Source organism: Streptomyces sp. NPDC127092 (assembly GCF_042722475.1).
Classification (GTDB): domain Bacteria; phylum Actinomycetota; class Actinomycetes; order Streptomycetales; family Streptomycetaceae; genus Streptomyces.
This window is the reverse complement of record NZ_JBHXFE010000004.1, coordinates 182,953-207,635: the sequence shown is the minus strand read 5'-3', so window position 1 is coordinate 207,635 and position 24,683 is coordinate 182,953. Positions and strand designations below refer to the sequence as shown.

The following is a 24,683-nucleotide window of genomic DNA, read 5'->3' as shown; positions in this document are numbered from 1 at the left end:
GGTCGCCGTCCGGGGTTTCCGCCGTTACTCGACGATCTTCAGGAGCTTGTTGGCGGTGCCCTCCGACGGGTTGGAGATCTTGTCGGGCGTGGCGCCGTCGATCAGCGCCTGGGCGACCTGGTCCGGAGTCGCGTCGGTGTGGCCCGCGAGGTAGACGGCGGCGGCGCCGACCACGTGCGGGGTGGCCATCGACGTGCCGGAGATGGTCTTCGTACCGGTGTCGCTGTCGTTCCAGGCGGAGGTGATCTCCGAGCCCGGGGCGTAGAGGTCCACGACCGAGCCGAAGTTGGAGAAGCTGGACTGCTCGTCGTCCTTGGTCGAGGAGGCGACGGTGATCGCCTCGGTGACCCGGGACGGCGAGCCCTGGCCGGCGTCGGAGGACTCGTTGCCGGCGGCGACGCCGAAGGTCACGCCGGAGGCGATGGCCTTCTTGACCGCGTCGTCGAGAGCCGGGTCGGCGCCGCCGCCGAGGCTCATGTTGGCGACGGAGGGGCCCTGGTGGTTCTTGGTGACCCAGTCGATGCCCGCGACGACCTGCTCGGTGGTGCCGGAGCCGTTGTCGTCGAGGACGCGGACGGCGACGATCTTCGCCTTCTTGGCGACGCCGTGGTCCGTGCCGGCGATGGTGCCGGCCACGTGGGTGCCGTGGCCGTTGCCGTCCTGGGCGGTGTCGTCGTTGTCGACGGCGTCGAAGCCGTACGAGGCACGGCCGCCGAAGTCCTTGTGGGTGATGCGGACTCCGGTGTCGATGACGTACGCGGTGACGCCCTCGCCCCCGCTGTCGGGGTAGGTGTACTTCGCGTCGCCGGCCGTGTCGGTCTGGTCGACGCGGTCGAGACCCCACGAAGGCGGGTTCTCCTGGGTGGCGTTGATGGTGAAGCGGCGGTTCTGGACGACCTTGGCGACCGCCGGGTCGGCGGCGAGGCGCTTGGCCTCGGTCTCGGTGAGGTTGTTGACGGAGAAGCCGTTGACGGCGGAGTCGTAGCTGCGGCGCAGGGTGCCGCCGTACTCCTTCGCCAGGTCGGCCTTGTTCGCCTGCTCGTCGAGCAGCACGACGTAGCTGCCGGCGACGGCGCCTTCGACTCCGAGTCCGTAGACCGTGCCTTCGGCGGGCGCGGGCGCCGCGCCGGCGAACTGGCCGGTAAGGACGGTGACTCCGGCGGCTGCGGCGATCGCGGTCGTGACGGCGAGGTAACGGGTCCGGCGGACACGCTTGTGTATGGCCATGAAGAGGGGTCTCCTCGTCAGGATTTGTGGGGGGTTGGGCCACCGGACGAAAACTTTCCGGTCGCTCGTTCGAAACCCTTACGCATTGACGAGTGCAAATCAAGGCCTTCACACACCTGTGACTTTTTCAACAAGCTTTCTTAAAGAGAAAAGGGGCGAGTCTCCTCAACTCGCCCCTTGCCACGGGCCACTTAGGCGTGCGGCAGCTCCGCCTCGATCAGGTCCGCGGCCCGCCGCGTGCCGCCCTCCTTCGCCATCTGCTCCTGGATCTCCCGTGCCCTGCGGGCGACTTCGGGGTCGGCGACGAGCGTGAGCACGGCCTCGCGCAGCCGCTCGGGAGTCACCTCGTCCATCGGCAGGTGGCGGGCGACGCCGAGCGACTGGAGCATGTCGGCGTTGCCGAACTGGTCGACGGCCTGCGGCACGGCGACCATCGGCGTCGCGGTGGCGAGGCCCTCCTGGCTGCCGCCCGCGCCGGCGTGGGTGACGAAGGCGTCGGCCTCGCGGAGGATCGCCGGCTGCGGCACCCACGGGTGCACCTCGATGTTGTCCGGGACCTCGCCCAGCTCGGCGGGGTCGACGAACTTCCCGATCTGCAGGACGACATGCCAGCCGTCGAGTCCGCCGAAGGCCTCGACGCAGTCCCGGTAGAAGGCCGGCTGCTTGGTGAAGGCCGAGCCGAGCGAGACCAGGAGCACCTTGTCGGCCGTCGCGGGCCGCCGCCACTCCCCCGGTCCCGTCTCCTCGCTGCGGCACTGGCCGACGAAGGTGAAGACGGACTCGTCGACGCGGTCGGCGTGCGGCTGGAGCGCCCGCGGGATGAGCACGATGCCGCGGCGCGGCCGCCCGACGAAGGGGTCGGGGTGGGCGTCGATGCCGTGGGCGCCGAGCCACTCCTCGAAGCGCGCGTAGTACGCCTTGCCGCGGGGTGAGGCCTTGAGCTCGGCGTACATCGGCTCGGCGACCTCCTCCTCGTAGCCCTCCCAGGGGACGAGATTCGGCCAGAGCGAGACGGCGGGGACGCCCCAGGTGTGGGCGAGGACACGGGCGGGGTACGAGGTGATGTCGTGCAGGACGAGGTCGGGGCGGTCGCCGTCGAAGGCGGCGGCGAGCTGCGGCAGGGCCTGGACGGCGTCCGCGAGGAACGGCTCCAGGTTGTCGATGAGTTCGGTGCCCCAGGCGTCGGGGTCGTCGTCGGTGGGGAGCACCGACTCGTAGAGGACGGGAGTGGCGCCGGTGGCGGCGACCTTCTCGGCGAACGCGGCGGGGATCGCGTAGCTCACGCGGTGGCCCCGGTCCACGAGTTCGCGGATGACGTCCAGGCTGGGGTTCACGTGGCCGTGGGCGGCGATGGAGAACATGGCGATGTGGGCGTGCGGGGTCGTGGTCATGAACCCCACCGTATGCGAGACGAAACGTCTCGTCTACTTCATTTCAGTCCCGCTGGTAGCGGGCGAGCACCCGGTTTCCGTCCTCCACCAGGCGACGTCTCAGCTCGGCGGCGTCGATCGCGCCGCTGTAGTACTCCTGGAAGGCGGGCGTGGCGACCTTGTCCTTCCACTCGGGGTAGCCGCGCACCGACTGCGCGGGCGCGGGCCGCAGCTCGCGCGCGACCGCGGCGCCGGTGGCCCAGCCGAACTCCTCGGTGTGCAGGGCGGGATCGGCGAGCGCGGCGGTGGAGGTGGGCAGCATCCAGTCGCCGAGGGCGAGCCGGACCTGGTTGCTGGGCCGGAGGAAGAAGTCCAGGAAGGCGGCGGCCTCCTTCTTGTGCGGGCTGTCCTCGGCGATGGAGAGCGTCTGCGGGCTGACGCCCTGCGCGAGCCCGCCCGCCCCGGCGGGCGCCGGCAGCACGATCCAGTCGAAGCCCTCGGGCGCCTGCTGGACGATCTGCTGCCGGTACGAGAAGCCCAGCGGCACCATGGCGTACTTCCCGCCGAAGAAGCCGGGCAGCGTGTCGGAGCCGCCGCTGCCGAGGGTGGCCCGGGAGGCGGTCCGGTCGGTGTCGATCATGGCCCGGACGGTGCCGGGCACGACCGCGTCGCCGCCCTCGAAGCGCAGGGCGACCTTGCCGTCGGGCGCGCGGTGGAAGAGCCGGCCGCCGGCCGAGAGGCTCAGGTTGAGCGAGACGGAGACCGGTTCCTTGAGCGGCCAGGCGACCGCGTACCTGCCCTCGCCCATCCTCGCCGTCAGATCCCGGGCCACGGCCCGGAACTCCTCCCAGCTCCACGGCCGTCCGGCGGTCGGGATGCGGACCCCGGCCTCGGCGAGCAGCTTCCGGTTCGCCATGATCATCCGCGGTTCCTGGAGGAAGGGCACCCCGTAGACGCCGTCGCCGAAGGTGGTGCTGCGCCAGCTGTGCTCGGGGATGCCAGCGCGCAGCCGCTCGGGCAGCAGGGGGCGCAGGTCGGCGAGGTAGCCGCCGTAGGCAAAGTCGGCGAGGTCGTCGGAGGCGTCGTGGACGATGTCGGGGGCCTCGCCGCCCTCGAAGGAGGTGAGCAGCTGGTCGTGGACGGAGTCCCAGCTGCCCTGGACGTAGTCGACCTGGATGCCGGGGTGGGCGGCGTTCCACTCGCGCACCAGTTCCTTGTTGGCGTCGACGGACTCCTTCTGCCAGGCGAGCGACTGGAAGCGCAGGCGGATCACCCCGTCGCCGGGGCCGTCGTCCGCCGTGCACCCCGCCCCCGTGAGGAGCAGCGCGAGGGCGGCGACCGTGGCCGCGAACCGCCGGGCCCGCCTCATGACTTCACCGCCCCGGCCAGCATGCCGCCGGTGATCCGCCGCTGGATGACGGCGAAGACGAGCAGGGAGGGCAGGGTGGCGAGGAAGGCCGCGGCGGCGAGCGGTCCGAGGTCGGCCACGCCCTCCGCGCCGAGGAAGTGGGTGAGGACCACGGGCAGGGTCTGTTTCTCGGGGGTCTTGAGCAGGACGAGGGCGAAGAAGAACTCGTTCCACGCGGTCACGAAGGCGAACAGCGCGGTGGCGACGAGCCCCGGCGCCAGCAGCGGCGCGGTGACCGAGACGAGGGTGCGCAGCCGTCCGGCGCCGTCGACGGCGGCGGCCTCCTCCAGCTCGACCGGGACGGCGCGTACGTATCCGGTCAGCATCCACAGTGCGAAGGGCAGCGACCACACCACGTACACCAGGACCAGGCCCGGCAGGCTGTTGACCAGGTGGAGGTTCTTGAGGACCAGGAACAGCGGGATGATCAGCAGGACGAACGGGAAGGCCTGGCTGACCACGACCCAGCCGGTGGCGGCGGCGGTGAGCCGGGACCGATGCCGGGCGAGGACGTAGGCCATGGGAGTGGCCACGGCCACCGCGACGACGGCTGCGGCGAGCGCCGCGAGCAGGCTGTTCCCGGCGGCCCTGAGCAGCGGCTGTTCGCCGAAGGCCTGCCGGAAGTTGTCGAGGGTGGGGTCCTCCGGGATCCAGGTGGGATGCAGGGAGCCCAGTTCCGTGGCCGGTTTGAAGGCGGTGGAGAGCAGCCACAGGAACGGGAACCCGAGGAAGACCAGATACGCGAGGAGCGCCGCGTACTGGCCCGCGCGGGCGGGCCCGCGGCTGCGGAAGGCACTCACCGGGCGGTCCCTCACCGTTCCTCCTTCAGCCGGCCGACGAGATACAGGGCGAGGAGGACGGAGACGACGGCGACGAGCACGCAGCCCATGGCGGCGGCGTAGCCGAACTGGCCGTAACGGAAGGCCTCCTCATAGGCGAAGAGCATGGGCAGCCGGGTGCGGCCGCCGGGTCCGCCGTTGGTCAGCACGTAGACCAGGGCGAAGGAGTTGAGGTTCCAGATGAAGTTGAGGGAGGTGATGGCGAGGGCGACGGGTCTGAGGGCCGGCCAGGTGACGGTGCGGAAGCGGCGCCAGGCGCCCGCGCCGTCGAGTGCGGCGGCCTCGTGGAGCTCGCGCGGCGTGTTCTGGACGCCGGCGAGCAGCGCGACCGTCGTCTGGGGCATGCCGGCCCAGACGCCGACGACGATGACGGCGGGCAGCGCGGTGCCGAGGCCGCTGAGCCAGGCGCGTCCGTCGCCGAGGCCGAGGTCGCCCAGGGTCTCGTTGAGGATGCCCGCGTCCGGGTTGTAGACCAGCCGCCACATGATGCCGACGACGACCTCGGGCATCGCCCACGGGACGATCGCCAGCGCGCGGGCCAGCCAGCGCAGCCGCAGGTCCTGGTTGAGCAGCAGCGCGAGGCCGAGGGCCAGCAGGAACTGCGGGACGGTGACGCCGACCGCCCACAGCAGGCCGATGCGGAAGGAGTCCCAGAAGAGGGTGTCGTGGAGGAGGTCCTGGAAGTTGAGGGTGCCGATCCAGCTGGTGGCCTGGGTGCGGCCGGACTGGGCGTCGGTGAAGGCGAGGGCGATGCCGTAGAGCAGCGGGCCGACGCTGAGCAGCAGGATCGGGAGCAGGGCGGGCAGGACCAGGAACCAGGCGCCGTGGTCGCGGCCGGGGCCGCCGCGGGCCCGGCCGGGAGTGGTGCGGTCCGAGGACCGCTTCGGCGCGGTCACCACACTCGCCAATGCTCCCCCTATGCCCGGTTTGCCACCTTGCCTGGGACTCGGTCATCGTCCTGACGGGCCGTCGGTTCGTCAAGGTGACCAGCACGGATGCGAGACTTTGGCGAAATCGCACTGCCGTGGGGAGAGAACGATGGACGAGGCGCGGGTACGGGAGATCCTGGCCGCGGCGGGACTGCGGGCCGGTGACGCGACGTTGCTGGCGTTCGGCGAGAACGCGGTCTTCGCCCTCGGCGACCTGGTGGTCAAGGTCGGCCGCGACCCCGAGCTGCTGCCGCGCGCCGAGCGGGAGCTGGCCCTGGCCGGCTGGCTCGAGGCGAGCGGCGTCCCGGCGGTACGGGCCGCGGAGCCCAAGCCGCTGGTGGCCGAGGGGCACCCGGTCACCGTGTGGCACCGGCTGCCCGAGGCGGTCCGGCCCGCCGAGCCGCGCGATCTCGCCCCGCTCCTGAAGGCGGTGCACGCCCTGCCGGAGCCGGAGGGCCTCACCCTGCCGCGGCGGGACCTGCTCGGCGGGGTCGAGCGCTGGCTGCGGCTCGCGGGCGACGCGATCGACCCGGCCGACGCCGCGTTCCTGCGCGAGCGGCGCGACTCCTTCGCGCCGGCCGCCGCCGCGCTCACCCCGCACCTCGCGCCCGGACCCATCCACGGCGACGCCCTCCCGCGCAACGTCCACGTGGGCCCCGAGGGGCCGGTCCTGGTGGACCTGGAGACCTTCTCCTCCGACCTGCGCGAGCACGACCTCGTGGTCCTCGCCCTCTCCCGGGACCGCTACGGCCTCGACCCGGCCGCCTACGACGCCTTCACCGCGGCGTACGGCTGGGACGTGCGCGCATGGGAGGGCTGCGCGGTGCTGCGCGGGGCACGGGAGACCGCGAGCTGCGCCTGGGTGGCCCAGCACGCGCCGTCGAACCCGAAGGCACTGGCCGAGTTCGAGCGGCGGGTGGCGTCGCTGCGGGACGGCGATCCCGAGGTGCGCTGGTACTCCTTCTGACAGCCGCCCGGCCGACGGCAGCGTTACCGACGGCCTCGTTGCCGACAGCAGCGTTGCCGACGGCCGCGTTGCCGAAAGCCGCCTTTCGCACGGCCTCCCGTCCACCGGGACCTGACATCATGGGCCCGTCGAACCGACCGGTGACGAACGGGGTGTGGGGAATGCGGATGGAACTGTCGGACGTCACGCTGGACGTCGAGGTCAGCGGCGAGGGCCCGACCGTGCTGCTCGTCCACGGCTTCCCGGACTCGCACGACCTGTGGCGCCATCAGATCCCGGCCCTGAACGCGGCCGGCTACCGCACGGTCGCGCCGACCCTGCGGGGTTTCGGCGGCTCGGACCGGCCGGAGGGCGGACCGGAGGCGTACCACCCGGCGAAGCACGTGGGCGACATGGTGCAGCTGCTCGACCGGCTGGAGACCGACCGGGTCCACCTGGTGGGCCACGACTGGGGCTCCGGCATCGTCCAGGGCTTCACCCAGGCGCTGCCGGACCGGGTGCGCAGCCTGAGCATCCTGTCCGTCGGGCACATCGGCGCGGTCCGCGACGCGGGCTGGGAGCAGAAGCAGCGGTCCTGGTACATGCTGCTGTTCCAGCTTCCGGAGGTGGCCGAGAACTGGCTGTCGCACGACGACCACGCCAACCTGCACGAGATGCTGGCCGAGCACCCCGACCGCGAGGCGGTCCTCAAGCCGCTGAAGGAGCCGGGCGGGCTGACCGCGGCGCTCAACATCTACCGCTCGGGCCTGCCGGCGGAGGTCCAGTTCGCACCGGTCCTCCCGGTGTCGCCGCTGCCCGCGCAGGTCCCGGTGATGGGCGTCTGGTCCACCGGCGACCGCTTCCTCACCGAGCGGTCGATGGCGGACACCGGCAGGCACGTCGCCGGTCCCTGGCGCTACGAGCGCGTGGAGGACGCGGGCCACTGGCTCCAGCTGGACCGGCCGGAGAGGGTCAACGAGCTGCTGCTCGACTTCCTCGGGGCGAACGGCTGAGGGCGGGCCCTCGGACGGGCCCTCAGCCGGCGACCGGTGCCGGCTCGCGCAGCGGCCACGTCGGGTCGACGACCGCGTCCGTCTCGCCCTTGCGGCGCAGGAAGGACTGGAAGTCCTCGGCCCACTCCCGGTACCAGACGATCTGACGCTCGTGCAGCGCGGCCGGGTCGAGCGCGGCCACGGCGGCGTGCCGCTCGGCTATCGCGACGGCGACCCGGACCGCGGCCAGCGCGTCGGCGGACGCCTGGTGGGCGCTGGTGAGCACGACCCCGTACTCGGCGCAGACCGCTTCCAGGGTGCGCTTGCCGCGCCGGTAGCGGTCGACGGCGCGGTCGATGGTGTACGGGTCGAGGACCGGGCCGGTCGGGGCGCCGCCGAGCCGCTCGGCGAGCGAGGGCAGTCCGTGCCGCCGCAACTCGGCCGAGAGCAGGCTGAGGTCGAAGGAGGCGTTGTACGCGACGACCGGGACGCCCCGCGACCAGTAGCCGGTCAGGGTGTCGGCGATCTCGTCGGCCACCTCGCGCACCGGGCGTCCCTCCGCGGCGGCGCGCTCGCTGCTGATGCCGTGGATCGCGGACGCCTGCGCCGGGATGCGGATGCCCGGGTCGGCGAGCCAGTCCTGCTGGCGCACCACCTCGCCGCCGTGGACGCCGACGACGGAGGCCGTGACGATGCGGGCCTCCAGCGGGTCCGTACCGGTCGTCTCCAGGTCGAAGCCGGCCAGCTTTTCCCCGTACCAAGCCATCGGGTCCTCCTTACGTGATCTCCCCCGTTGGTGTGCACACCCTCGCACGCCGCACTGACAATCCGGTCGCGAGGGCGTCCGGAAGGCGTCCGGAAGGCGTCCCGTGACCGGCCGGAGAGAGTCAGGAGACCGGTCGTGAGTCGAGCCACACCGACTCGAATTCCTCCCGGTATGTCGCGAAAAGTCCGTGTTCGCCGCTGCCGTCGTATCCCTGTCCGGCCCGCACCACGTTCCGTCCGCCGCCGCGCAGCACGAGCACCGGGGCCTCCATGCCGCGGGCCTTGCGCAGGTACGGCTGGACGACGGCGACCCCGTCGGGGCCGTCGCCGTCCACGAGATAGGCGGTGAAGCGCGGCGTCTCGTCGAAGACGTGGATCTGGAAGGCGCCCGGGTCGCGCAGCTTGGAGCGGACCCGGCGCATGTGCAGGATGTTCATCTCGACCGAGCGGCTCAGCTCGCCCTTCTTCAGGCCGAGCTCCCGTTCGCGCCGCTTGACGGCGCTGCTCGCCGGGTTGAGGAAGAGCAGCCGTATCCGGCAGCCCGACTCGGCGAGCCGCACCATGCGCCGCCCGGAGAAGTTCTGCACCAGCAGGTTCAGGCCTATGCCGGTGGCGTCGAGCCGACGGGCCCCGCCGAACAGGTCCTCTGCGGGCAGCTGTCGCTGGAGCCTGACCCGGTCGGGGTGGACGGAGACCACGTCCGCGTACCGGTCGCCGACCAGGTCCTCGACGGCGTCGACCGGCAGCCGGTCGGCCGAGGGCACCCCGGCCCCGCTCCCGAGGATCTCCAGGAGCCGGGCGGAGGCCCGCTCGGACTGGGCGAGCACGGTCAGCGAGAGGGCCCGGTTGCGGGAGACGACGTTGCGGGTCACCTCCAGCTCGTCCAGGGCGAGTTCCACCTCGCGCCGGTCGTCGAAGTACGGCTCGAAGCACGGCCAGTGCTGCACCATCAGCTCCCGCAGCTGCGGGAGGGTGAGGAAGCTGAGCACGTTGTCGTCGGCCGGGTCGAGCAGATAGCCCTTGCGGCGCGAGACCTCACGGACGGCCACCGCCCGCTGGACCCATTCCTGTCCGGCGGGCCCGGCCGCCGCCACCACCCACTCCTCGCCGTGCACCGGCTCGTACACCGGGCGCAGCACGGCGGCGACGACGGCCCGCAGCCGCTGTTCGACGAGATTCAGCCAGATGTAGGCGCGGCCGGCGCGCTGGGCCCGGGTCCGCACCTCGCTCCACGCCTCCGCGCCCCACTCCAGTTCGGCGCCGATCTCGACGGGCCGGGCGACGGAGACCGCGCCGGGCGGCGCCTCCGCGGGCTCGGCCGGTCCCCCGTCGTGACCCGCCTCACCTGGGGGCAGCTCCAGACCTCCCGAGCTCACCCGCGCACCGCCTTCTGCTCCCGGACACCCGTTCCGCCGACTGGGACACCGGCGGGAACTACCATCTGACAATGATCGGCAACGATCAAGGAAGGGTACTCCGGCAGCGGGAGGCGATGCAGCAGGATCGCCCGGCCTGTTGCTCAACTACCCAGATTCGGGGCCCCGTTCTGGTTGGCGAGATCGGCCGGAGTGAGCGGATTCATAGCGGTTACGTCCCTGGGCGCGAGCTGGAATCCCTGCCAGTGGACCGGCATCGGCTGCTGGTCCTCGTCACGGGCGACGTGGTGGAACCCGATGTTGACCCAGACCGCCGGATTCTTCAGGGTCTCGCCGTTCACCCACTTGTCCACGCTGGTCGGCGCGTTGCGCCCGCAGTCCAGGATGTTGTTGCTGGCGAACTGCTCGCAGGCGCGGGCCTGGGTGAAGTAGACGTCGTGCTTGGTGTAGGGCCGTCCGGCGTAGGTGTTGGTGTGGCCCGGCACGATCTCGTACGAGCGCGCGTGGCCGTCCTTGTTCTTGCCGGTCTCGCTGACCACTCGCCACCAGCGCATGTTCCTGGCGTCCCCGGCGAGTTCCTTGGTGACCACGGTCCGGGTGGTCTTCACGGTCGGGCTGCCGTCCCGTGCGGGCGGCGTGACCTTGGAGTCGAACTGTTCGATGCGGCCCTTGTTGCTGCCGTCGAGACCGAAGTCCAGCTTCCAGAAGACGTTGTGGGCGTGGCTGGTGGCGTAGTCGCGGGCGCCCTTGCCGATGGGCCAGCCGCGGCCGTCGGTGGCGTTGTAGTCGACGGGCGAGAGGCTGCCGGTGGCGCCGACGTTCATCCCGATGGTGCCGTCGGACGAGAACCGCCACTCGCTGATGTACTCGTACCAGCCGACCTTGTTGACGGTGTACACGAGCAGGTCCTTGCCCTGGGCCTGCCAGACCTTGCTGCCGGTGTCGGCGGCCATCCGGTAGGCGTGCCCGCGGGCCCGGGTGGTGGTGCACAGGCCGTTGATCCTGCCGACGTCGGGGACCTTCACGGTGGTGATGGTGCCGCCGGGGCACTCGCCGGGCTTGAGGTTCTGCAGGCCCATGCCGAAGCCGGCGCCGGTGAGGTCGTCGTACTCGGCGTTGCCGTCGTCGTAGGGCACGTGGATCTGGGCGAGCTTGGCGCTGTTCAGGACCCGGATCGGGGCCCGCTCGCCGGGCGGCTGGTAGGTGACCTTGTCCAGGATCAGCCCGGAGTCGGTCGAGTAGCGCCAGCACATGCGCCACACGGTGCCGCCGTCGAGCTTCTGCTCGACGCGGTAGGCGGCGGAGCAGTCGGCGGGCGCCGGTGCGGCGGGCGCGGCGGCGGCCGTGGTGGCGCCGGTGGTGGTGGCGACGGTGCCGAGCAGGGCGCCGGCGGCGAGGACGGCACCCGCGTTGCGGGCGTGCCGAAGTCGCGAAGAGGACATGGATGCGTACTCCCTCGGTACGGATGGAGCGCGTCGGTGGTCAGCCGACGCGGGTGACGGTCCTGGCGCTGAGGTCGACGATCAGGCCGCGGGTGTCGATCCAGGCACCGTTCAGCACCTTGGTGACGAGCCGGACGCAGCGGTGCTCACCGCACTTCGACAGCTGCTGCGGCACGTCCTTCTCGCGGTAGGTGCGGTAGACGTCGCCGTTGAACCAGAGCTGGTCGGTGGAGGTGAGCTCCTTGCCGGTGGCGTCCTTGTAGTCCTCCTTGGCGCCCTTGCCGAGCGGGCTGTCCAGAATCAGCCGCAGGGCGGCGCGGAGCTCCTCGGGGTGGGCCGAGGGCTGGACGCCGCGCTGGGCGCCGGACTGTTCGACCTTGCCGGTGTCGAGGTTGACGGTGCGGGTGATGAGCTCGTCGCGGCCGTAGTCGTAGAAGCGGACCAGGGCGCGGCGCGGGCCGCCGGTCTCCTCGCCGGGCGCCGGGTCGGCGAGTTCGGTCGCGAGGTGCTGCGGCCCCCGGCCGCCCTCGGCGTTCCGCTGCGCGTCGCGCTGGGCGGCGGCGGCCGGCGGGGTCAGCGCCAGGGCCTCGGCCCGCTTCAGCTCGTCGTCGGTGAGCGGATCGGTGCCCACGCCCTTCGCGCCCTCGGGCGGCGGAGAGGCCAGGGTCGCGGGTCCCGGCGCCGGGCCGTCGCCCTCCTGCGAGCCCGGCGTGCCGGACGTGCCGGACGCGGTCGGGCCCGGGGCGGCGGAGCCGCCGGGCCGGGCTTCGTCGGCTCCGGCGCTGCCCGGCAGGGCGACGGCGACGGCGACCGCGGTCCCGGTCACCGCCATGGCGGCGCCGGCCACCACCTTGCCCAGGTGGCGGCGCACTATTTCGTACACACTTCCCCCCAATTCCTCAATTTTTCCCCCTATGAGGTGTGGTCACCCGGTAGGACGGGTCGAAGTCCTAGGAGGTTGCCCCTGTTTCGGGCAGGATCTGGCCGAGTCACCACCCTTGCCCCCGGATCAGAAGTGGAAGAGTTTCGCCTATGCAGGTCTGGCCGGGACAGGCGTACCCCCTGGGCGCCACCTACGACGGTGCCGGTACCAATTTCGCGGTCTTCTCGGAGGCCGCCCACCGGATCGAGCTGTGTCTGCTCGACGACGACGGCACGGAGACGGCCGTCGAGCTGCGCGAGACCGACGCGTTCGTGCGGCATGCCTATCTGCCGGGCGTGATGCCCGGCCAGCGGTACGGATTCCGGGTGCACGGGCCGTACGCGCCGGAGCGCGGGCAGCGCTGCAACCCCGCGAAGCTGCTCCTCGACCCGTACGCACGTGCGATCGCGGGCGAGGTGTCGTGGGGGGAGGCGGTGTACGGCTATCCGTTCGGACGGCCCGACGCCCGCAACGACCTCGACTCCGCCCCGCACACCATGACCTCGGTCGTGGTCAACCCGTACTTCGACTGGGGCGACGACCGCCGCCCGCGCACCGAGTACCACCACACGGTGATCTACGAGGCCCATGTGAAGGGCCTGACGATGCTCCATCCGGACCTGCCGGAGGAGCTGCGCGGCACCTACGCGGGGCTCGCGCACCCGGCGGTCATCGGGCACCTGAAGGAACTGGGTGTCACGGCCCTGGAGTTGATGCCGGTCCACCAGTTCGTCAACGACCACCGGCTGGCCGACGCGGGCCTGTCGAACTACTGGGGCTACAACACCATCGGCTTCTTCGCCCCGCACAACGCCTACGCCTCGTGGGGCGACCGGGGCCAGCAGGTCCTGGAGTTCAAGTCGGCGGTGCGCGCCCTGCACCAGGCCGGCATCGAGGTGATCCTCGACGTGGTCTACAACCACACCGCCGAGGGCAACCACCTGGGCCCCACGCTGTCCTTCCGCGGCCTGGACAACCCCTCGTACTACCGGCTCGGCAACGACCCCCGGTACTACATGGACACCACCGGCACCGGGAACTCGCTGCTCATGCGGTCCCCGCACGTGCTGCAGCTGATCATGGACAGTCTGCGGTACTGGGTGACGGAGATGCACGTGGACGGCTTCCGCTTCGACCTGGCGGCCACCCTGGCCCGTCAGTTCCACGAGGTGGACCGGCTGTCCTCGTTCTTCGACCTGGTGCAGCAGGACCCGGTGGTCAGCCAGGTGAAGCTGATCGCCGAGCCGTGGGACCTGGGCGAGGGCGGCTACCAGGTGGGCAACTTCCCGCCTCAGTGGGCCGAGTGGAACGGCAAGTACCGGGACTGCGTGCGCGACCTGTGGCGCGGCGAGCCGCGCACCCTCGCCGAGTTCGCCTCCCGGCTCACCGGATCCTCCGACCTGTACCAGGACGACGGGCGGCGCCCGCTGGCCTCGGTCAACTTCGTCACCTGCCACGACGGCTTCACGCTGCGCGACCTCGTCTCGTACAACGAGAAGCACAACGAGGCCAACGGCGAGGGCAACCGGGACGGCGAGAGCTACAACCGGTCCTGGAACTGCGGCGCCGAGGGCGACACCGACGACATCGGCATCCGCGAGCTGCGCGCCCGCCAGATGCGCAACTTCCTGGCCACGCTGATGCTGTCGCAGGGCGTGCCGATGCTCAGCCACGGCGACGAGTTCGGCCGCACCCAGGGCGGCAACAACAACGCGTACTGCCAGGACAGCGAGATCTCCTGGGTGCGCTGGCCGAAGGCGGGGAGCGAACCGGAGGCGACGCTGCTCGAGTTCACCCGGGCGATGGTACGGCTGCGCCGGGACCACCCGGTCTTCCGGCGCCGCCGCTTCTTCCACGGCCGTCCGGTGGAGGGCACCCACGACGAGCTGACGGACATCGCCTGGTTCACCCCGCAGGGCGAGGAGATGACGGCCCGGGACTGGCAGGCGGCGCACGCCAGGGCGCTGACGGTCTTCCTCAACGGCAACGCGATCTCCGAGCCGGGCCCGCAGGGCGAGCGGATCTCCGACGACTCCTTCCTGCTGATGTTCAACGCCTCGTCGCAGGAGCTGGAGTTCGAGGTGCCGGACAGCCACGGCGAGTGCTGGAAGGTCGTGGTCGACACCTCCCATCCGGAGGGCATGCCGCCCGAGGAGGGGCCGCGGATGGCGGCCGGCGAGCGGGTGACGCTCGCCCCGCTCACGCTGACGGTGCTTCGACGGCCGGCCTGACCTCCCCCGTCCCCGCCTCCCGGGTACGGGGGAAGCGCACCACCCAGGAGAGCACCGCGCACGCCAGGGCCGCCCCGGCCGCCACTCCGAAGGCGGCCGGGGCGCCGTGCGTCTCGGCGAGCCGGCCCGAGACGGCCAGGGCGAGGGCCTGACCACCGACGATGCCGCTGGTGAGGAAGGCCATGCACTCGGCGAGCCGGGCGGGCGGCGCGGTCCGCTCGGTGAGGCCGAACACGGTGATGAGGTGCGGGGCGTAGGCGACGCCGAGGACGACGACGCCCACGTACAGCAGGCCGAGGGTGTCGACGAGGACCAGCGGCGCGGCGAGCACCACGAGCAGAGCGGTGGCCGCGCGCCAGCGGGTCGTGAGCCCGATCCGGGCGGGCACGGCGGCCATCGCGAAGCCGGCGGCGGCGCTGGTCACGCCCATCGCGGCGTACACGAGCCCGGCCTGGTCGGGCACGCCCAGGTCCCCGGTGAGGGCGGTGATCCCGGCCTGCGAGGCACCGAACATGGCGCCCTGGAGCACCATCGTGCCGCGCAGGGCGTAGGTGGCGGCTGCCGAGACCGGCCGTCTCCGGGCGTCGCGAGCCCGGCCCGGCCCGGCGGGTGCCACCTGGGTGGCGGCGGGCAGGCGCGTCCGTTCGGCGGCACTCGAACGGGTGGCCTTCGGCGCGGCCGTCGAGCGAGCGCTCGGGTGCAGCGCGAACGCGGTGCCGCAGCTCGCGAGGAGCGCGGCGGCCGTCAGCAGGGCCGCGGCCGGGTGGGCGACGGACGCGGCGAGACCGACCAGGGCGGGACCGAGCACGAAGGAGACCTCGTCGAGGGTGCCCTCGAAGGAGAGCACGGTCGCCACCGTGCGGTCGTCGGCGCCCGCCCGCCGGGCCAGCGTCACCGAGCGGGTCCTGGCGAGCGGCCCCACCTGCGGCACGGTCGCGCCGGCGAGCGCGCCGAGCGGCACCAGCAGGGCCGTGGCGGCGTGGCCCAGCGCGGCGAGCACCAGGGCGGTGACGGCCGCGGCGTTGGCGAGCGAGGCCGCGAGGACCACCGGACGCTGGCCGTGCCGGTCCGCGAGCCGCCCGACGAGCGGTCCGGCGACCGTCTGCCCGGCGGCGAGGGCTCCGCCGGCCAGGCCCGCGGTGGCGAGCGAGCCGCTGGTCTCGGCGACCAGCAGGAGGCTGCCGAGCTGGCACATGGCGGTCGGCAGCCGCCCGAGGAAGGACACGGCGGGCAGGACCGGGCCCAGCAGCGCCAGGGTGTCGCGATACATCCGGAGCATCACGCGAACGTAACGCGATGCACACGAACGGGCGCATGAGGCGATGACACAGAAGCCTCCGCGCGGGGTACGTACGTTCGCATGACGTCCTTCTCACCGGGCTCGTCCTCGGAACGCGCACTGCCCTCCGCGACCTACCGGCTCCAGCTCCAGCCGGAGTTCCCGTTCGCCGCCGCCGAGCGGGCCGTGCCCCACCTGGCCGCGCTCGGCGTCTCGCACCTCCATCTGTCGCCGGTGCTCGAAGCGGTGCCCGGCTCCACCCACGGCTACGACGTGACCGACCACCGCTCCGTACGTGCCGAGCTCGGCGGCGAGGAAGGGCTGCGGGCCCTCGCGGCGACGGCCCGGGCGCACGGCCTCGGGCTCGTCCTCGACCTGGTGCCCAACCACATGGCGGCCTCGCCCCGGCACAACCACGCGCTGCGGGAGGTGCTGCGCGAGGGGCCCGGCTCGCCGTACGCCCGCTGGTTCGACATCGACTGGGCGGCGGGCGACGGACGGATGCTGCTGCCGGTGCTGCCCGCCCGGCTCTCCGAGGTACGGGACCGGATGCGGGTCACGGACGGCGTGCTCGCCCTCGACGGGCAGGAGTTCCCGCTGCGCGCGGGCACCGAGGACCTTCCACCGGACGAGCTCCTGGACGCCCAGTGGTACCGGCTCTCCTGGTGGCGCCTGGCCCGCACCGAGCTCAACTACCGCCGCTTCTTCACCATTTCCGACCTCATCGGCGTGCGGGTCGAGGACCCGGAGGTGTTCGCCGCGACCCACGCGAAGATCGTCGAACTGGTGGCGGACGGCGTCGTCGACGGACTGCGCATCGACCACCCGGACGGGCTCGCCGATCCGGAGGGCTATCTGGAGCGGCTCGACCAGGCCACCGGCGGGCGGTGCTGGATCGTGGTGGAGAAGATCCTCACCGGCACCGAACCGCTGCCCGCCTCCTGGCCCGTGGCCGGCACCACCGGCTACGACGCGCTCCGCCACATCGACGGGCTCTTCACCGACGCGCCAGGAGCGGACGAACTCGCCGACATCTACCGCGAGTTTGCCGGGCGGGCCGGCGACAGGGGCGGCTACTGGGAGGCGACCGCGCGCCGCGCCGCGTACAAGGTGGTCACCCACGAACTGGCCGCCGAGACCGCCGCGCTGACCCGGCTCGCCGACCGCATCTGCACCGCCGACCCACGGCTGCGCGACCACGCGCCCTGGGCGCTGCACACCGCCATCCGTGAACTCCTCGTCCGCGTCCCGGTCTACCGGACCTACCGCACCGGCGGCGAACAGGTCCTCACTCCCGAGGCGGCGCGCGGCGCGAAGGCGGCGTTCGCCGTGCCGGAGGAGGCGACGGCGGTCGACGTGGTCCGCGACCTCGCCCTCGGCACACTCGGCGACGGCCCCGAACACCGGGCGTTCCAGGCACGGTTCGCGCAGACCTCGTCCGCACTTCGCGCCAAGTCCGTGGAGGACACGGCCTTCTACCGCTACACCCCGCTGCTCTCGGCGAACGAGGTCGGCGGCGACCCGGGCCGGCCCGCGGTCACACCCGACGAGTTCCACGCGTTCTGCGCCCGGCTCGCCCGCGACTGGCCCGCCACCGGCACCGTCCTCACCACCCACGACACCAAGCGCAGCGCGGACGTACGGGCCGGGATCGCCGTCCTGTCCCAGTGCCCACGGCGCTGGGCGGAGCTCCTGGAGGAGGTCGCCGGAGTCCCCGCGCCCGATCCGCACCTGGCGTGGACGGCCTGGCAGACCGCCTTCGGCTTCGGCACGCCGGACCCGGACCGGCTCGGCCCCGCCGTCCTCAAGTCCGTGCGCGAGGCGGGGCTGCACACCTCCTGGACCGAGCCGGACCCGGCCTACGAGCGGGCGGTGACCGAGTTCGTGGCGGCGGGCCCGGGCCGGATCCCGCTGCGCACCGCCTCCGAGTCGGCCTTCGCCCTGGAGCCGCACATCCGCGCCCATGCCCTCGGCGCCGCGCTCGTCCAGCTGACCATGCCGGGCGTGCCCGAGCTGTACCAGAACACCGAGCGGGAGTACCGCGCGCTCGTCGACCCGGACAACCGCGCGCCGTTCGCGCGGGGCCCGGACGACGACAAGACCGCTCTGGTACGGGCCGCGCTGCGGCTGCGCCGCGAGCACCCGGACGCGTTCGGACCCGGCGGCGGCTACCACCCGCTCGCGGCGACCGGCCCGGCCGCCCCGCACTGCCTGGCCTTCCGCCGCGCGGACCGGGTCCTGACGGCGGTGACCCGGCTGCCGCTGCGCCTCGCGGAGGCGGGCGGCTGGCAGGACACGGCGCTCGCGCTGCCGGACGGCCGCTGGCTCGACGTGCTGGACGGAGTACGGGAGTTCACCGGCGGCGCGGACACGCCGGTCAAGCTGGCCGAGCTCTTCGAGGCGCGGCCGGTGGCCCTGCTGGCGAGGGCCTGAAGACGCCCGGTGGCGGCCGGAGGCGGCCCGGGGAAAGAGAGGGTGGGGCGAGGAAAGCGAACGGACTAAGGACGATAGTAATTCGTTTGAGAAGGAAGCCCGTTCATGGCCTCGCCCCGGGAAGAACCTAACACTCAGGCCGGGATCAGGTCGCGCAGATTTTCCGGCGTGATCACCCGAGAGCCGGCGGGCAGCCCCTCCGGCCGCTCCAGACCGATGAAGGTGACCGGTCCGGTGACCGGCTCCTCCGGCGCCGTCCGGCCGTCCCACGTCTCGGTGCGCGCCCCGGCCTGCGCCATCAGCTCCGTGAGGTGCCGGACGGTCAGCGGCGTGCGCTCGACCAGGCCGCGGACCAGGACCGCGAAGGTCACCAGGTTGTCCTCGACCCGGTTCTCCGCCGGCTCGCCCCTGAGGTACAGGTGCAGCCAGCGGGCGTGCCAGCGGCCCTCGTCGTCGCGCTGGAACGCGAGCGGCAGGGCGACCCGGCCGGGCCCGCGCAGGTCGGACTTCATGCGCACGGTGCGCGGTTCGAAGGGCCGGCCGCGCTGGTCGGCCTCGCGCAGCATGAAGCCGAAGAACGACTCCTCGACCGAGTCGAAGTTCTCTCCGCTGTAGACGTGCACCTGCGGCACGATGAAGTCGCCGCGCACCGCGCCGAGCCGCAGGTCGATGAACTCGGAGGCACCGTCGGGCGCTGAGGTGACGTCGCCGGAGTGACAGCCTTCGACGTCGTTGAGCGACGTGTACGACAGCCAGGTGACGGCGTCGTAGCCGGCGTCCATGACGAGCGCGGACAGGTCGTGGTCCGTGGACTCGCGCCGCTCCTTCCAGTAGGTGAAGAAGCGCAGCAGTTCGCCCTCGACCGGCGAGACGGAGCCGCGCGGCAGGACGCCGAGACCGGCCGAGGCGGCCCGTCCGCTCAGCGGCAGCGCCACGTCCAGGACGGCGGGGTCGACGAGCAGCCGCTCGGGCACGGTGAGCCGGCGCCGGGTCTCGGCGTCGAGCAGCGCGACGAGCCGCTCGCGGACGGCGGGCGGCAACGGCCGCCGCACGTCCTCGGTGACCCAGGCACCGCCGCTACGGTTCACGAACACGCGGCGCGGCTCGCCCTGGCTGGTACGGGGCTGATGTGCGGGGGCCTGGTCGGTGGGGGCTTGCTCCGCGCAGTCCTGCGCCGTGCCGGCCTGCTCCTGGCGGCCCTGATCCGTACGGCCCTGCTCCGTGCGGCCCTGCTCGGTACGGCCCTGATCCGCGCGGGCCGGCTCCGTCTCGTTGCCCTCCGTGCGGTTCTGGAAGTGCTCCCGCACGGAGAGCACGACGCGGCCGGAGACGCGGGGCGCGGCCCGCTCGGCGGCGGCGAGGACGGCGTCGGCCTCCTCGCCCTCCTTCGCCGTGCGCAGCAGCCGGTCCAGGGAGCGGAACAGCGCGCCGGGCGCGGCGCCGGCCAGCAGATCGGCCGCCCCGGAGACGTCGCCGTCGCCGAGCAGCTCCTCCACGCGCCGGGCGAGCGACGGCGCCTTCCGCTCGCCGCGGGCGACGGCGAACACCTCGGCCGCGTGCGGCCACTGCGGGTACTCGTGCGGGTGCAGCCGCTCGCCGAGCCGCTTCCAGGCCTCCCGGTGCCGGGGCACGTCGGCGAGCTTGGCCGGGCTGTCGGCGACGACCGCGTCGAGGGCGGCGAGCAGGGCCCGGCGGTGCGGCCGGGACGGCGCACGGAACCGGGTGGACTCGCGCAGGCCCACGTCGCCGCCCGAGAGGGCGCAGGCGAGGCGCAGGACGTCGGTGACGGTGTCGATCAGGAGCCCGGCGCCGGCCCGGAGGCGGGCCCGGTTGATCACGGCGCGGTTCTCCCGGACCGGGATGCTCTCGGGCTGCGGACCGTCGGCGCGGTGCTCGGCGAGCACGCCGAGGTCGGCCAGGTGCTCCTCGCCGAGCGGGGTGCGGCTGCCGGCCAGGGCCAGGTAGAGGGCGGTGACCTCGTCGTCCAGGGGGCCGCCGAGGTGCAGCAGCGTGGTGCGGTCGCCGACCGAGGCGATCAGCTCGTCGTGCGCGGCGAGCAGCTCCTCGTAGGAGTGCTGGTAGCGGCCGTACGCGGGCAGGGTGAGGAGGTCGAGGACGCCCTCGCCGAGGCGCGCGAGCACCGCGGGACGCGCCGCCTCGTCCGCGAGTGCCTTGACGAGGCACTCGGCCCAGAACGCGGCGGTGTCGGGCACGTTGGCGGGGAAGTCGACGAAGTACGTGTTGTGGCGGACGTGGTCGCCGACGAGTTCGCGGACGGTGTCCAGGGTGCGGGCGGCGAGTTCGGCGACGGTCTTCTCGTCGTACGACGAGAGCGCGGCGAACAGTTCGGCCGAGAGCTTGAACCCGACGGACATCAGGGCCACGTCGAACTGCCGTGCGGCGGCGGCACCTTGGGCTCCCGTTCCGCCGGAGGCGGCGGGCTGTGCGGGGACGCGGAGGGTGTGGCGTACGACCAGGCGTTCGAGAGTGTGGACCATACGCGCATGTTCCCAGGGGCCGGCGACGCGGCGCACACGGATTTCGCCGGGCTTCGGTCGGACGCGCATGGGTTGGGCGACAGCGGTTACGCGGACAGGAGGCACACAGCGCAGTCGACGAGAGGAGAGCGACATGTCCGAGCCGCGACGCCGGAACGAGGACGGGCGGGCCGGGTCCGCGACCGATCCCACGGTCGCCCCGTGGCGGACGACGGGCCGCAGGGTGCATGCCGACCTGGAGTTCCCGATCGAGGTGGAGTTCTCCTACGATCCCGGCGACCCGTGGGCGGTCCTGGTCACGTTCGGCCAGTCCGACCACGCGGTCGACTGGACCCTGTCCCGCGAGCTGCTGCACCGCGGCACCCGTACGCCGTGCGGTGAGGGCGACGTCCAGCTGTGGCCGCTGCGGCAGGGCGGCCGGAACGGCCGGCTGCGGATCCGCCTCGGCGGCACGGGAGTTCCGGTCCTCGTCGACGTCGACCGCACGGCGTTCCGCGCCTGGCTTTCGACGACCTTCGAGGCGGTCCCGGCCGGGACGGAGGCGACCCGCATCGACTGGGCGACGGAGGCGGTGCACATAGGGCCGGGCGTGGCGCCGGGCCGGGCGGAGGGGGCGTAGGGCGGGCGGTGGAGTCGACCCAGGCGGAGGGGCCGTAGGGGCGGGCGTGGAGTCGGGCCGGAGGACGGCGCGTGGGGCGGGCCCGCCCGGTCAGCCCTGATCACGACCGGACCACCGCCGATCAGCCGGGCGGCAGCGCCTAGCCGCCGGGCCGGACGATCAGAGTGCGCGGGGCGCGGGTGATGACGCCCGTGCGCTCCGGCCGGAATCCGTTGGCGAGGCGGAGGCGGGGCATGGCGCGGAAGAGGGCGCGCAGGGCGTATTCGGCCTCCAGGGCGGCGAGCGTGACGGCGGGGCACGGGCCGGGGCCGTAGGTGAGCTGGTCCGGGTCCTCGCGGAGGAGGTCGAAGCGGTCGGGGTTGCGGAACCGGTCCGGGTCGCGGCCCGCGGCGCCGACGAGCAGGGCGACCGGGGCACCGGCCGGGAGGACGCCGCCACTGACGTGGATCTCGCCGCGGGTGCGGCGCATCATGATCTGGACCGGCGGCTCACGGCGCAGCGACTCGGCCCAGGCGCGGGCGACGAGCCCGGAGGGCGCGTCGCGCAGGGCCTCGACGAGGTCGGGATCCACGAGCACGTCGGCGAGGAAGCCGGCCAGGGCCTTCTCGCGCACCGCGATCTGCCCCGTGCACTGCCCGGCCAGCGCGGAGGCGGCCCGGCCGCGCACGAGCCGCATCATGTCCCGGTACGGCACGCCCACGGCGGCGGCGACGGTGCCGGCGGGCAGCCAGTGGCAGAAGTCGGCGACGAGGTCGGCGAGCGGCCGTTCGGCGATCCGGCGGGCGAGGACGAACGCGGTGCGTTCGGCGACGGCCCGCAGTTCGGCCTCGTCGACGTCGGTGTGGGTCTCGGCGCACGGCGGGTCGCCGGGCCGGTGGCCGTGGGTGAAGCGCGCGTCGGCGAGGGCGCTCGCCACGTCCGCGTACCGGCTGAGCACCCAGGCCCGCAGCAGCGGGTCGTGGGTGAGCGGGAACTCCTCGCGCAGGACACGGTAGGTGCGGTACGGGTCCCGGGTCGCGCCGGGCTCCAGCGGGCTGGGAGCGACGCGGCGCGCCGGACGCTCGTTGGCGGCGGTGGCGGCCACGGAGCCGGCGGGCGCCATCGCGGGCAACGCGCCCCACTGGCCGCGCCGGGGCGCCCGCGCGGGAGTCGCGTGGACCGGCTCGGGCTTCGTCGGCGGGTGCCCCTTCGGATCCTCGCTCTTCGGCCCGTGGCCCGTCGGACCGTGGCTCGTGGTCTCGTGGGCCTTCGGCCCGTGGCTCGCCGGCCCGTGCCCCTTCGGACCCTCGCTCTTCGGCCCGTGGCTCGCCAGCCCGTCGCCGTCCCGCCGGCCGCTCCTCGGCTCGCTGTCCTGCGGCTCGTCGCTCATCTGGCCCCCTCGTCGGTCGGCGGCGCGCATCACCTCAGCCCACCACCTGGAGGACCAGGTCGCAGCACGTACACCGCCGAACGGGTGATTCGGGGTGCGAGGGCGCAGGGGCCGGAAGGGACCGGTCGAGACCGGGCTGGACGGAACCGGGCCGGACGGGACCGGGCTGGACGGGCGGGACCGGCCGGACGGGCGGGACCGGACAGGCCCCTCCCCGTCCCACCCCCTCCCGTCCCCTCCCCGCCGCTCAGTTCAGCGACAGCCGGAACGACATCTGGCCGAAGCCCACCGCGTCCCCGGCGCGGACCACCACCGCGCCCGTGACGCGGCGCCCGTTGACCGTGGTGCCGTTCGTGGAGCCGAGGTCGCGCAGGATCCACGTGCCGTCCTGCGAGGAGAGTTCGGCGTGCAGCCGGGAGACCGTCTCGTGGCTGAGCCGCAGCCCGTTCACCGGGTCCCGCCCGATCCGCAGCGGATACGGCCCCGGGTGCGGCAGCAGCAGCTTCGGCAGCCGCTCGGCCTGCCAGGCCCGGCCGATCCTGGCCGTGAACGCCGACATCTTCTCGACCGCGCCCACCACCCGCCTGGTCCAGGTCGACTCGGTCGCGAGATCGGCGGTGAGCAGGGCGAGTTCGTCGGAGCGGCGGGCGACCAGCGCCCGCTCCATGCGGAAGAGGAACGTGTCGTGCGACAGACGTCCCTGCGCCGCGCCCTCGCGGAGCACCGCGAGCGCGCGCTCCCGCTCGGCGTCGGTGAGCCGAGGGGTGTCCGGCGGTCCGGCCGGCAGCTCGTAAGGGGTCGTCACATACGTGATTGTCCGCCGCGAGGCCCCGGAGTGTCCAGAAGGGTCCCGCGCCCGCACCCACCACCACCGCCCCGCCACCGCCCGGCACCCTCCTCGCCTCCGCCTCGCCTCCGCCTCGCCCCACGCCACGCGGACCGGAGGCGGGGCGCCGCCGGACAACTCGGGTGCCCCGGGCCCCGATCGTTGCTACGGTCGGCCGCCGAATCGACCACCCTTGGGGGACCCCGTACATGACGCATGACCCTGCGACGCTCGTCGTCCGGCCGCTCGCCGGACCGCAGGAGCTCGACCTCTTCGACCGCCTCGACTACGTGCTCGACCACGAGCTCGCCGACGACCTCGCCACCGGCCGCCGCCGCCCCGAGTGGATGTGGGTGGCCCTGCGCGGTGACCGGCTCGTCGGCCGGATCGGCTGGTGGACCGGACGGCCCGGCACCGGGCCGCAGGCCCTGGACTTCTTCGACCTGGCTCCGGACCTGACGCCCGAGGACGCCGCGACGACCGGGCTGCGCCTGCTGCGCACGGCGAGCGCCGCCGTCCTCCAGGGCGGGGCGCGGCCCGAGTACGGGCGGTTCATGCCGGCGGACTGGCGCGAGGTGCCGGAGACCCGGGCGTATCTGGAGACGCTGTTCGGCGTCCTCGAGGCGAGCGGCGCCCGCCCGCTCGTGGAGCGGCTGCGCCTGGAGTGGCGGCGGGGCACGCCCGTGCCCGAGCCGACGGACCGCCTGGTCTTCCGGCCGGTCCGGGACCGAGAGGACCTGCTCGCGCTGATGACTCCGGTGATGGAGGGCACCCTCGACGCGCACGGGCAGGCGGACCTGGCCTCGGGGCTCTCGCCGCGCGAGGCGGCCGCACTGCACTACGACGAGGAGCTCGCGCACTACGCCACGCCACGCGAGTGGTGGCGGATCGCCGAGCTGCCGGGGACCGGTGAGCCGGTCGGCTTCGTCGTCCCCGCGCGCAACAACTACCACCCGATCATCGCGTACATCGGCGTGCTGCCCGCCCACCGCGGCCGCGGCCACATCGACGAGCTCCTCGCCGAGGGCACCAGGGTGCTCGCCGCCCAGGACGGCGTGGAGCGGATCCGGGCGGCCACCGACGTCGGCAACGTGCCGATGGCGAAGTCCTTCGCCCGGGCGGGGTACGTGAACTTCGAGCGCTCGATCAACTTCGTGTGGGACGCGCCGGGCACGGCGGGCGACTGACTGCCAGGATGGGTCCCGTAGCTGT

18 protein-coding genes and 1 pseudogene are annotated in these 24,683 nt (G+C 73.2%); 6 read left to right on the top strand and 13 right to left on the bottom strand.

All coding sequences use genetic code 11. From position 1 onward, the window contains the following. Positions 1–24: 24 nt before the first annotated feature. The 5 genes and pseudogenes from ACFWJO_RS05300 to ACFWJO_RS05280 all read right to left on the bottom strand — a co-directional run bounded on the left by ACFWJO_RS05300 (position 25) and on the right by ACFWJO_RS05280 (position 5,743). Positions 25–1,227 carry a S8 family serine peptidase gene (locus ACFWJO_RS05300; protein WP_386863473.1) on the bottom strand — a complete coding sequence of 401 codons (1,203 nt, stop codon included), beginning with the start codon at positions 1,225–1,227 and terminating at the stop codon, positions 25–27. A 191-nt stretch (positions 1,228–1,418) separates the two neighbouring features. Continuing rightward, positions 1,419–2,658 (bottom strand): annotated as a pseudogene (gene mgt / locus ACFWJO_RS05295) (macrolide-inactivating glycosyltransferase); the annotation flags it as partial. 3 nt (positions 2,659–2,661) lie between these two features. After that, a complete protein-coding gene (locus tag ACFWJO_RS05290; protein WP_386863472.1) occupies positions 2,662–3,966 on the bottom strand; it encodes an ABC transporter substrate-binding protein in 1,305 nt (434 codons plus the stop codon). Continuing rightward, complete coding sequence (locus ACFWJO_RS05285; protein ID WP_386863471.1) at positions 3,963–4,820, bottom strand: carbohydrate ABC transporter permease; 858 nt, start codon at positions 4,818–4,820, stop codon at positions 3,963–3,965. Before ACFWJO_RS05285 ends, ACFWJO_RS05290 begins: the two co-directional genes overlap by 4 nt. Further along, a complete protein-coding gene (locus ACFWJO_RS05280; protein ID WP_386863470.1) occupies positions 4,817–5,743 on the bottom strand; it encodes a carbohydrate ABC transporter permease in 927 nt (308 codons plus the stop codon). Before ACFWJO_RS05280 ends, ACFWJO_RS05285 begins: the two co-directional genes overlap by 4 nt. 139 nt (positions 5,744–5,882) lie before the next feature. Here ACFWJO_RS05280 and ACFWJO_RS05275 point away from each other — a divergent pair, with 139 nt between their 5' ends. Both ACFWJO_RS05275 and ACFWJO_RS05270 read left to right on the top strand, forming a co-directional pair. Continuing rightward, the gene (locus ACFWJO_RS05275; RefSeq protein ID WP_386863469.1) at positions 5,883–6,740 is read left to right on the top strand and encodes a phosphotransferase enzyme family protein; all 858 of its coding nucleotides are present in this window, start codon (positions 5,883–5,885) and stop codon (positions 6,738–6,740) included. Between the two features lie 167 nt (positions 6,741–6,907). Beyond that, positions 6,908–7,732: an alpha/beta fold hydrolase gene (locus ACFWJO_RS05270; protein WP_386863468.1), complete on the top strand. Its 825-nt coding sequence runs from the start codon at positions 6,908–6,910 to the stop codon at positions 7,730–7,732. A gap of 22 nt (positions 7,733–7,754) precedes the next feature. Here the strand turns inward: ACFWJO_RS05270 and ACFWJO_RS05265 are convergent, their stop codons facing one another. The 4 genes from ACFWJO_RS05265 to ACFWJO_RS05250 all read right to left on the bottom strand — a co-directional run bounded on the left by ACFWJO_RS05265 (position 7,755) and on the right by ACFWJO_RS05250 (position 12,177). Beyond that, complete coding sequence (locus tag ACFWJO_RS05265; protein ID WP_386863467.1) at positions 7,755–8,477, bottom strand: 3'-5' exonuclease; 723 nt, start codon at positions 8,475–8,477, stop codon at positions 7,755–7,757. A 121-nt stretch (positions 8,478–8,598) separates the two neighbouring features. Then, positions 8,599–9,852, bottom strand: coding sequence for an SAV2148 family HEPN domain-containing protein (locus ACFWJO_RS05260; protein ID WP_384420420.1), 1,254 nt, complete (start codon positions 9,850–9,852; stop codon positions 8,599–8,601). Positions 9,853–9,995: 143 nt separating this feature from the next. Beyond that, positions 9,996–11,294: a copper amine oxidase gene (locus ACFWJO_RS05255; RefSeq protein ID WP_384420422.1), complete on the bottom strand. Its 1,299-nt coding sequence runs from the start codon at positions 11,292–11,294 to the stop codon at positions 9,996–9,998. 40 nt (positions 11,295–11,334) lie between these two features. After that, the gene (locus ACFWJO_RS05250; RefSeq protein ID WP_386863466.1) at positions 11,335–12,177 is read right to left on the bottom strand and encodes a Tat pathway signal sequence domain protein; all 843 of its coding nucleotides are present in this window, start codon (positions 12,175–12,177) and stop codon (positions 11,335–11,337) included. Between the two features lie 149 nt (positions 12,178–12,326). Between ACFWJO_RS05250 and glgX the strand changes: the two genes are divergently transcribed. Continuing rightward, on the top strand, positions 12,327–14,447 hold the full coding sequence (gene glgX / locus ACFWJO_RS05245; RefSeq protein ID WP_386863465.1) for a glycogen debranching protein GlgX: 2,121 nt from the start codon (positions 12,327–12,329) through the stop codon (positions 14,445–14,447). Here the strand turns inward: glgX and ACFWJO_RS05240 are convergent. Next, positions 14,416–15,717: an MFS transporter gene (locus ACFWJO_RS05240; RefSeq protein WP_386863532.1), complete on the bottom strand. Its 1,302-nt coding sequence runs from the start codon at positions 15,715–15,717 to the stop codon at positions 14,416–14,418. The genes glgX and ACFWJO_RS05240 overlap by 32 nt on opposite strands. A 90-nt stretch (positions 15,718–15,807) precedes the next feature. Between ACFWJO_RS05240 and treY the strand changes: the two genes are divergently transcribed. Next, on the top strand, positions 15,808–18,159 hold the full coding sequence (gene treY, locus ACFWJO_RS05235) for a malto-oligosyltrehalose synthase (RefSeq protein ID WP_386863464.1): 2,352 nt from the start codon (positions 15,808–15,810) through the stop codon (positions 18,157–18,159). 134 nt (positions 18,160–18,293) lie between these two features. Here the strand turns inward: treY and ACFWJO_RS05230 are convergent, their stop codons facing one another. Continuing rightward, positions 18,294–20,657 (bottom strand): hypothetical protein, encoded by a 2,364-nt coding sequence (locus tag ACFWJO_RS05230; RefSeq protein WP_386863463.1) that lies wholly within the window; start codon positions 20,655–20,657, stop codon positions 18,294–18,296. A 133-nt stretch (positions 20,658–20,790) separates the two neighbouring features. Between ACFWJO_RS05230 and ACFWJO_RS05225 the strand changes: the two genes are divergently transcribed. Continuing rightward, positions 20,791–21,276, top strand: coding sequence for an SsgA family sporulation/cell division regulator (locus ACFWJO_RS05225; RefSeq protein ID WP_386863462.1), 486 nt, complete (start codon positions 20,791–20,793; stop codon positions 21,274–21,276). 139 nt (positions 21,277–21,415) lie between these two features. Here ACFWJO_RS05225 and ACFWJO_RS05220 read toward each other — a convergent pair whose 3' ends face one another. Both ACFWJO_RS05220 and ACFWJO_RS05215 read right to left on the bottom strand, forming a co-directional pair. Further along, positions 21,416–22,645: a cytochrome P450 gene (locus ACFWJO_RS05220; protein ID WP_386863461.1), complete on the bottom strand. Its 1,230-nt coding sequence runs from the start codon at positions 22,643–22,645 to the stop codon at positions 21,416–21,418. Positions 22,646–22,892: 247 nt separating this feature from the next. Beyond that, positions 22,893–23,450, bottom strand: coding sequence for an FHA domain-containing protein (locus ACFWJO_RS05215; protein ID WP_384420434.1), 558 nt, complete (start codon positions 23,448–23,450; stop codon positions 22,893–22,895). Between the two features lie 230 nt (positions 23,451–23,680). Here ACFWJO_RS05215 and ACFWJO_RS05210 point away from each other — a divergent pair, with 230 nt between their 5' ends. Beyond that, on the top strand, positions 23,681–24,658 hold the full coding sequence (locus tag ACFWJO_RS05210; protein WP_386863460.1) for a GNAT family N-acetyltransferase: 978 nt from the start codon (positions 23,681–23,683) through the stop codon (positions 24,656–24,658). Positions 24,659–24,683: the final 25 nt, after the last annotated feature.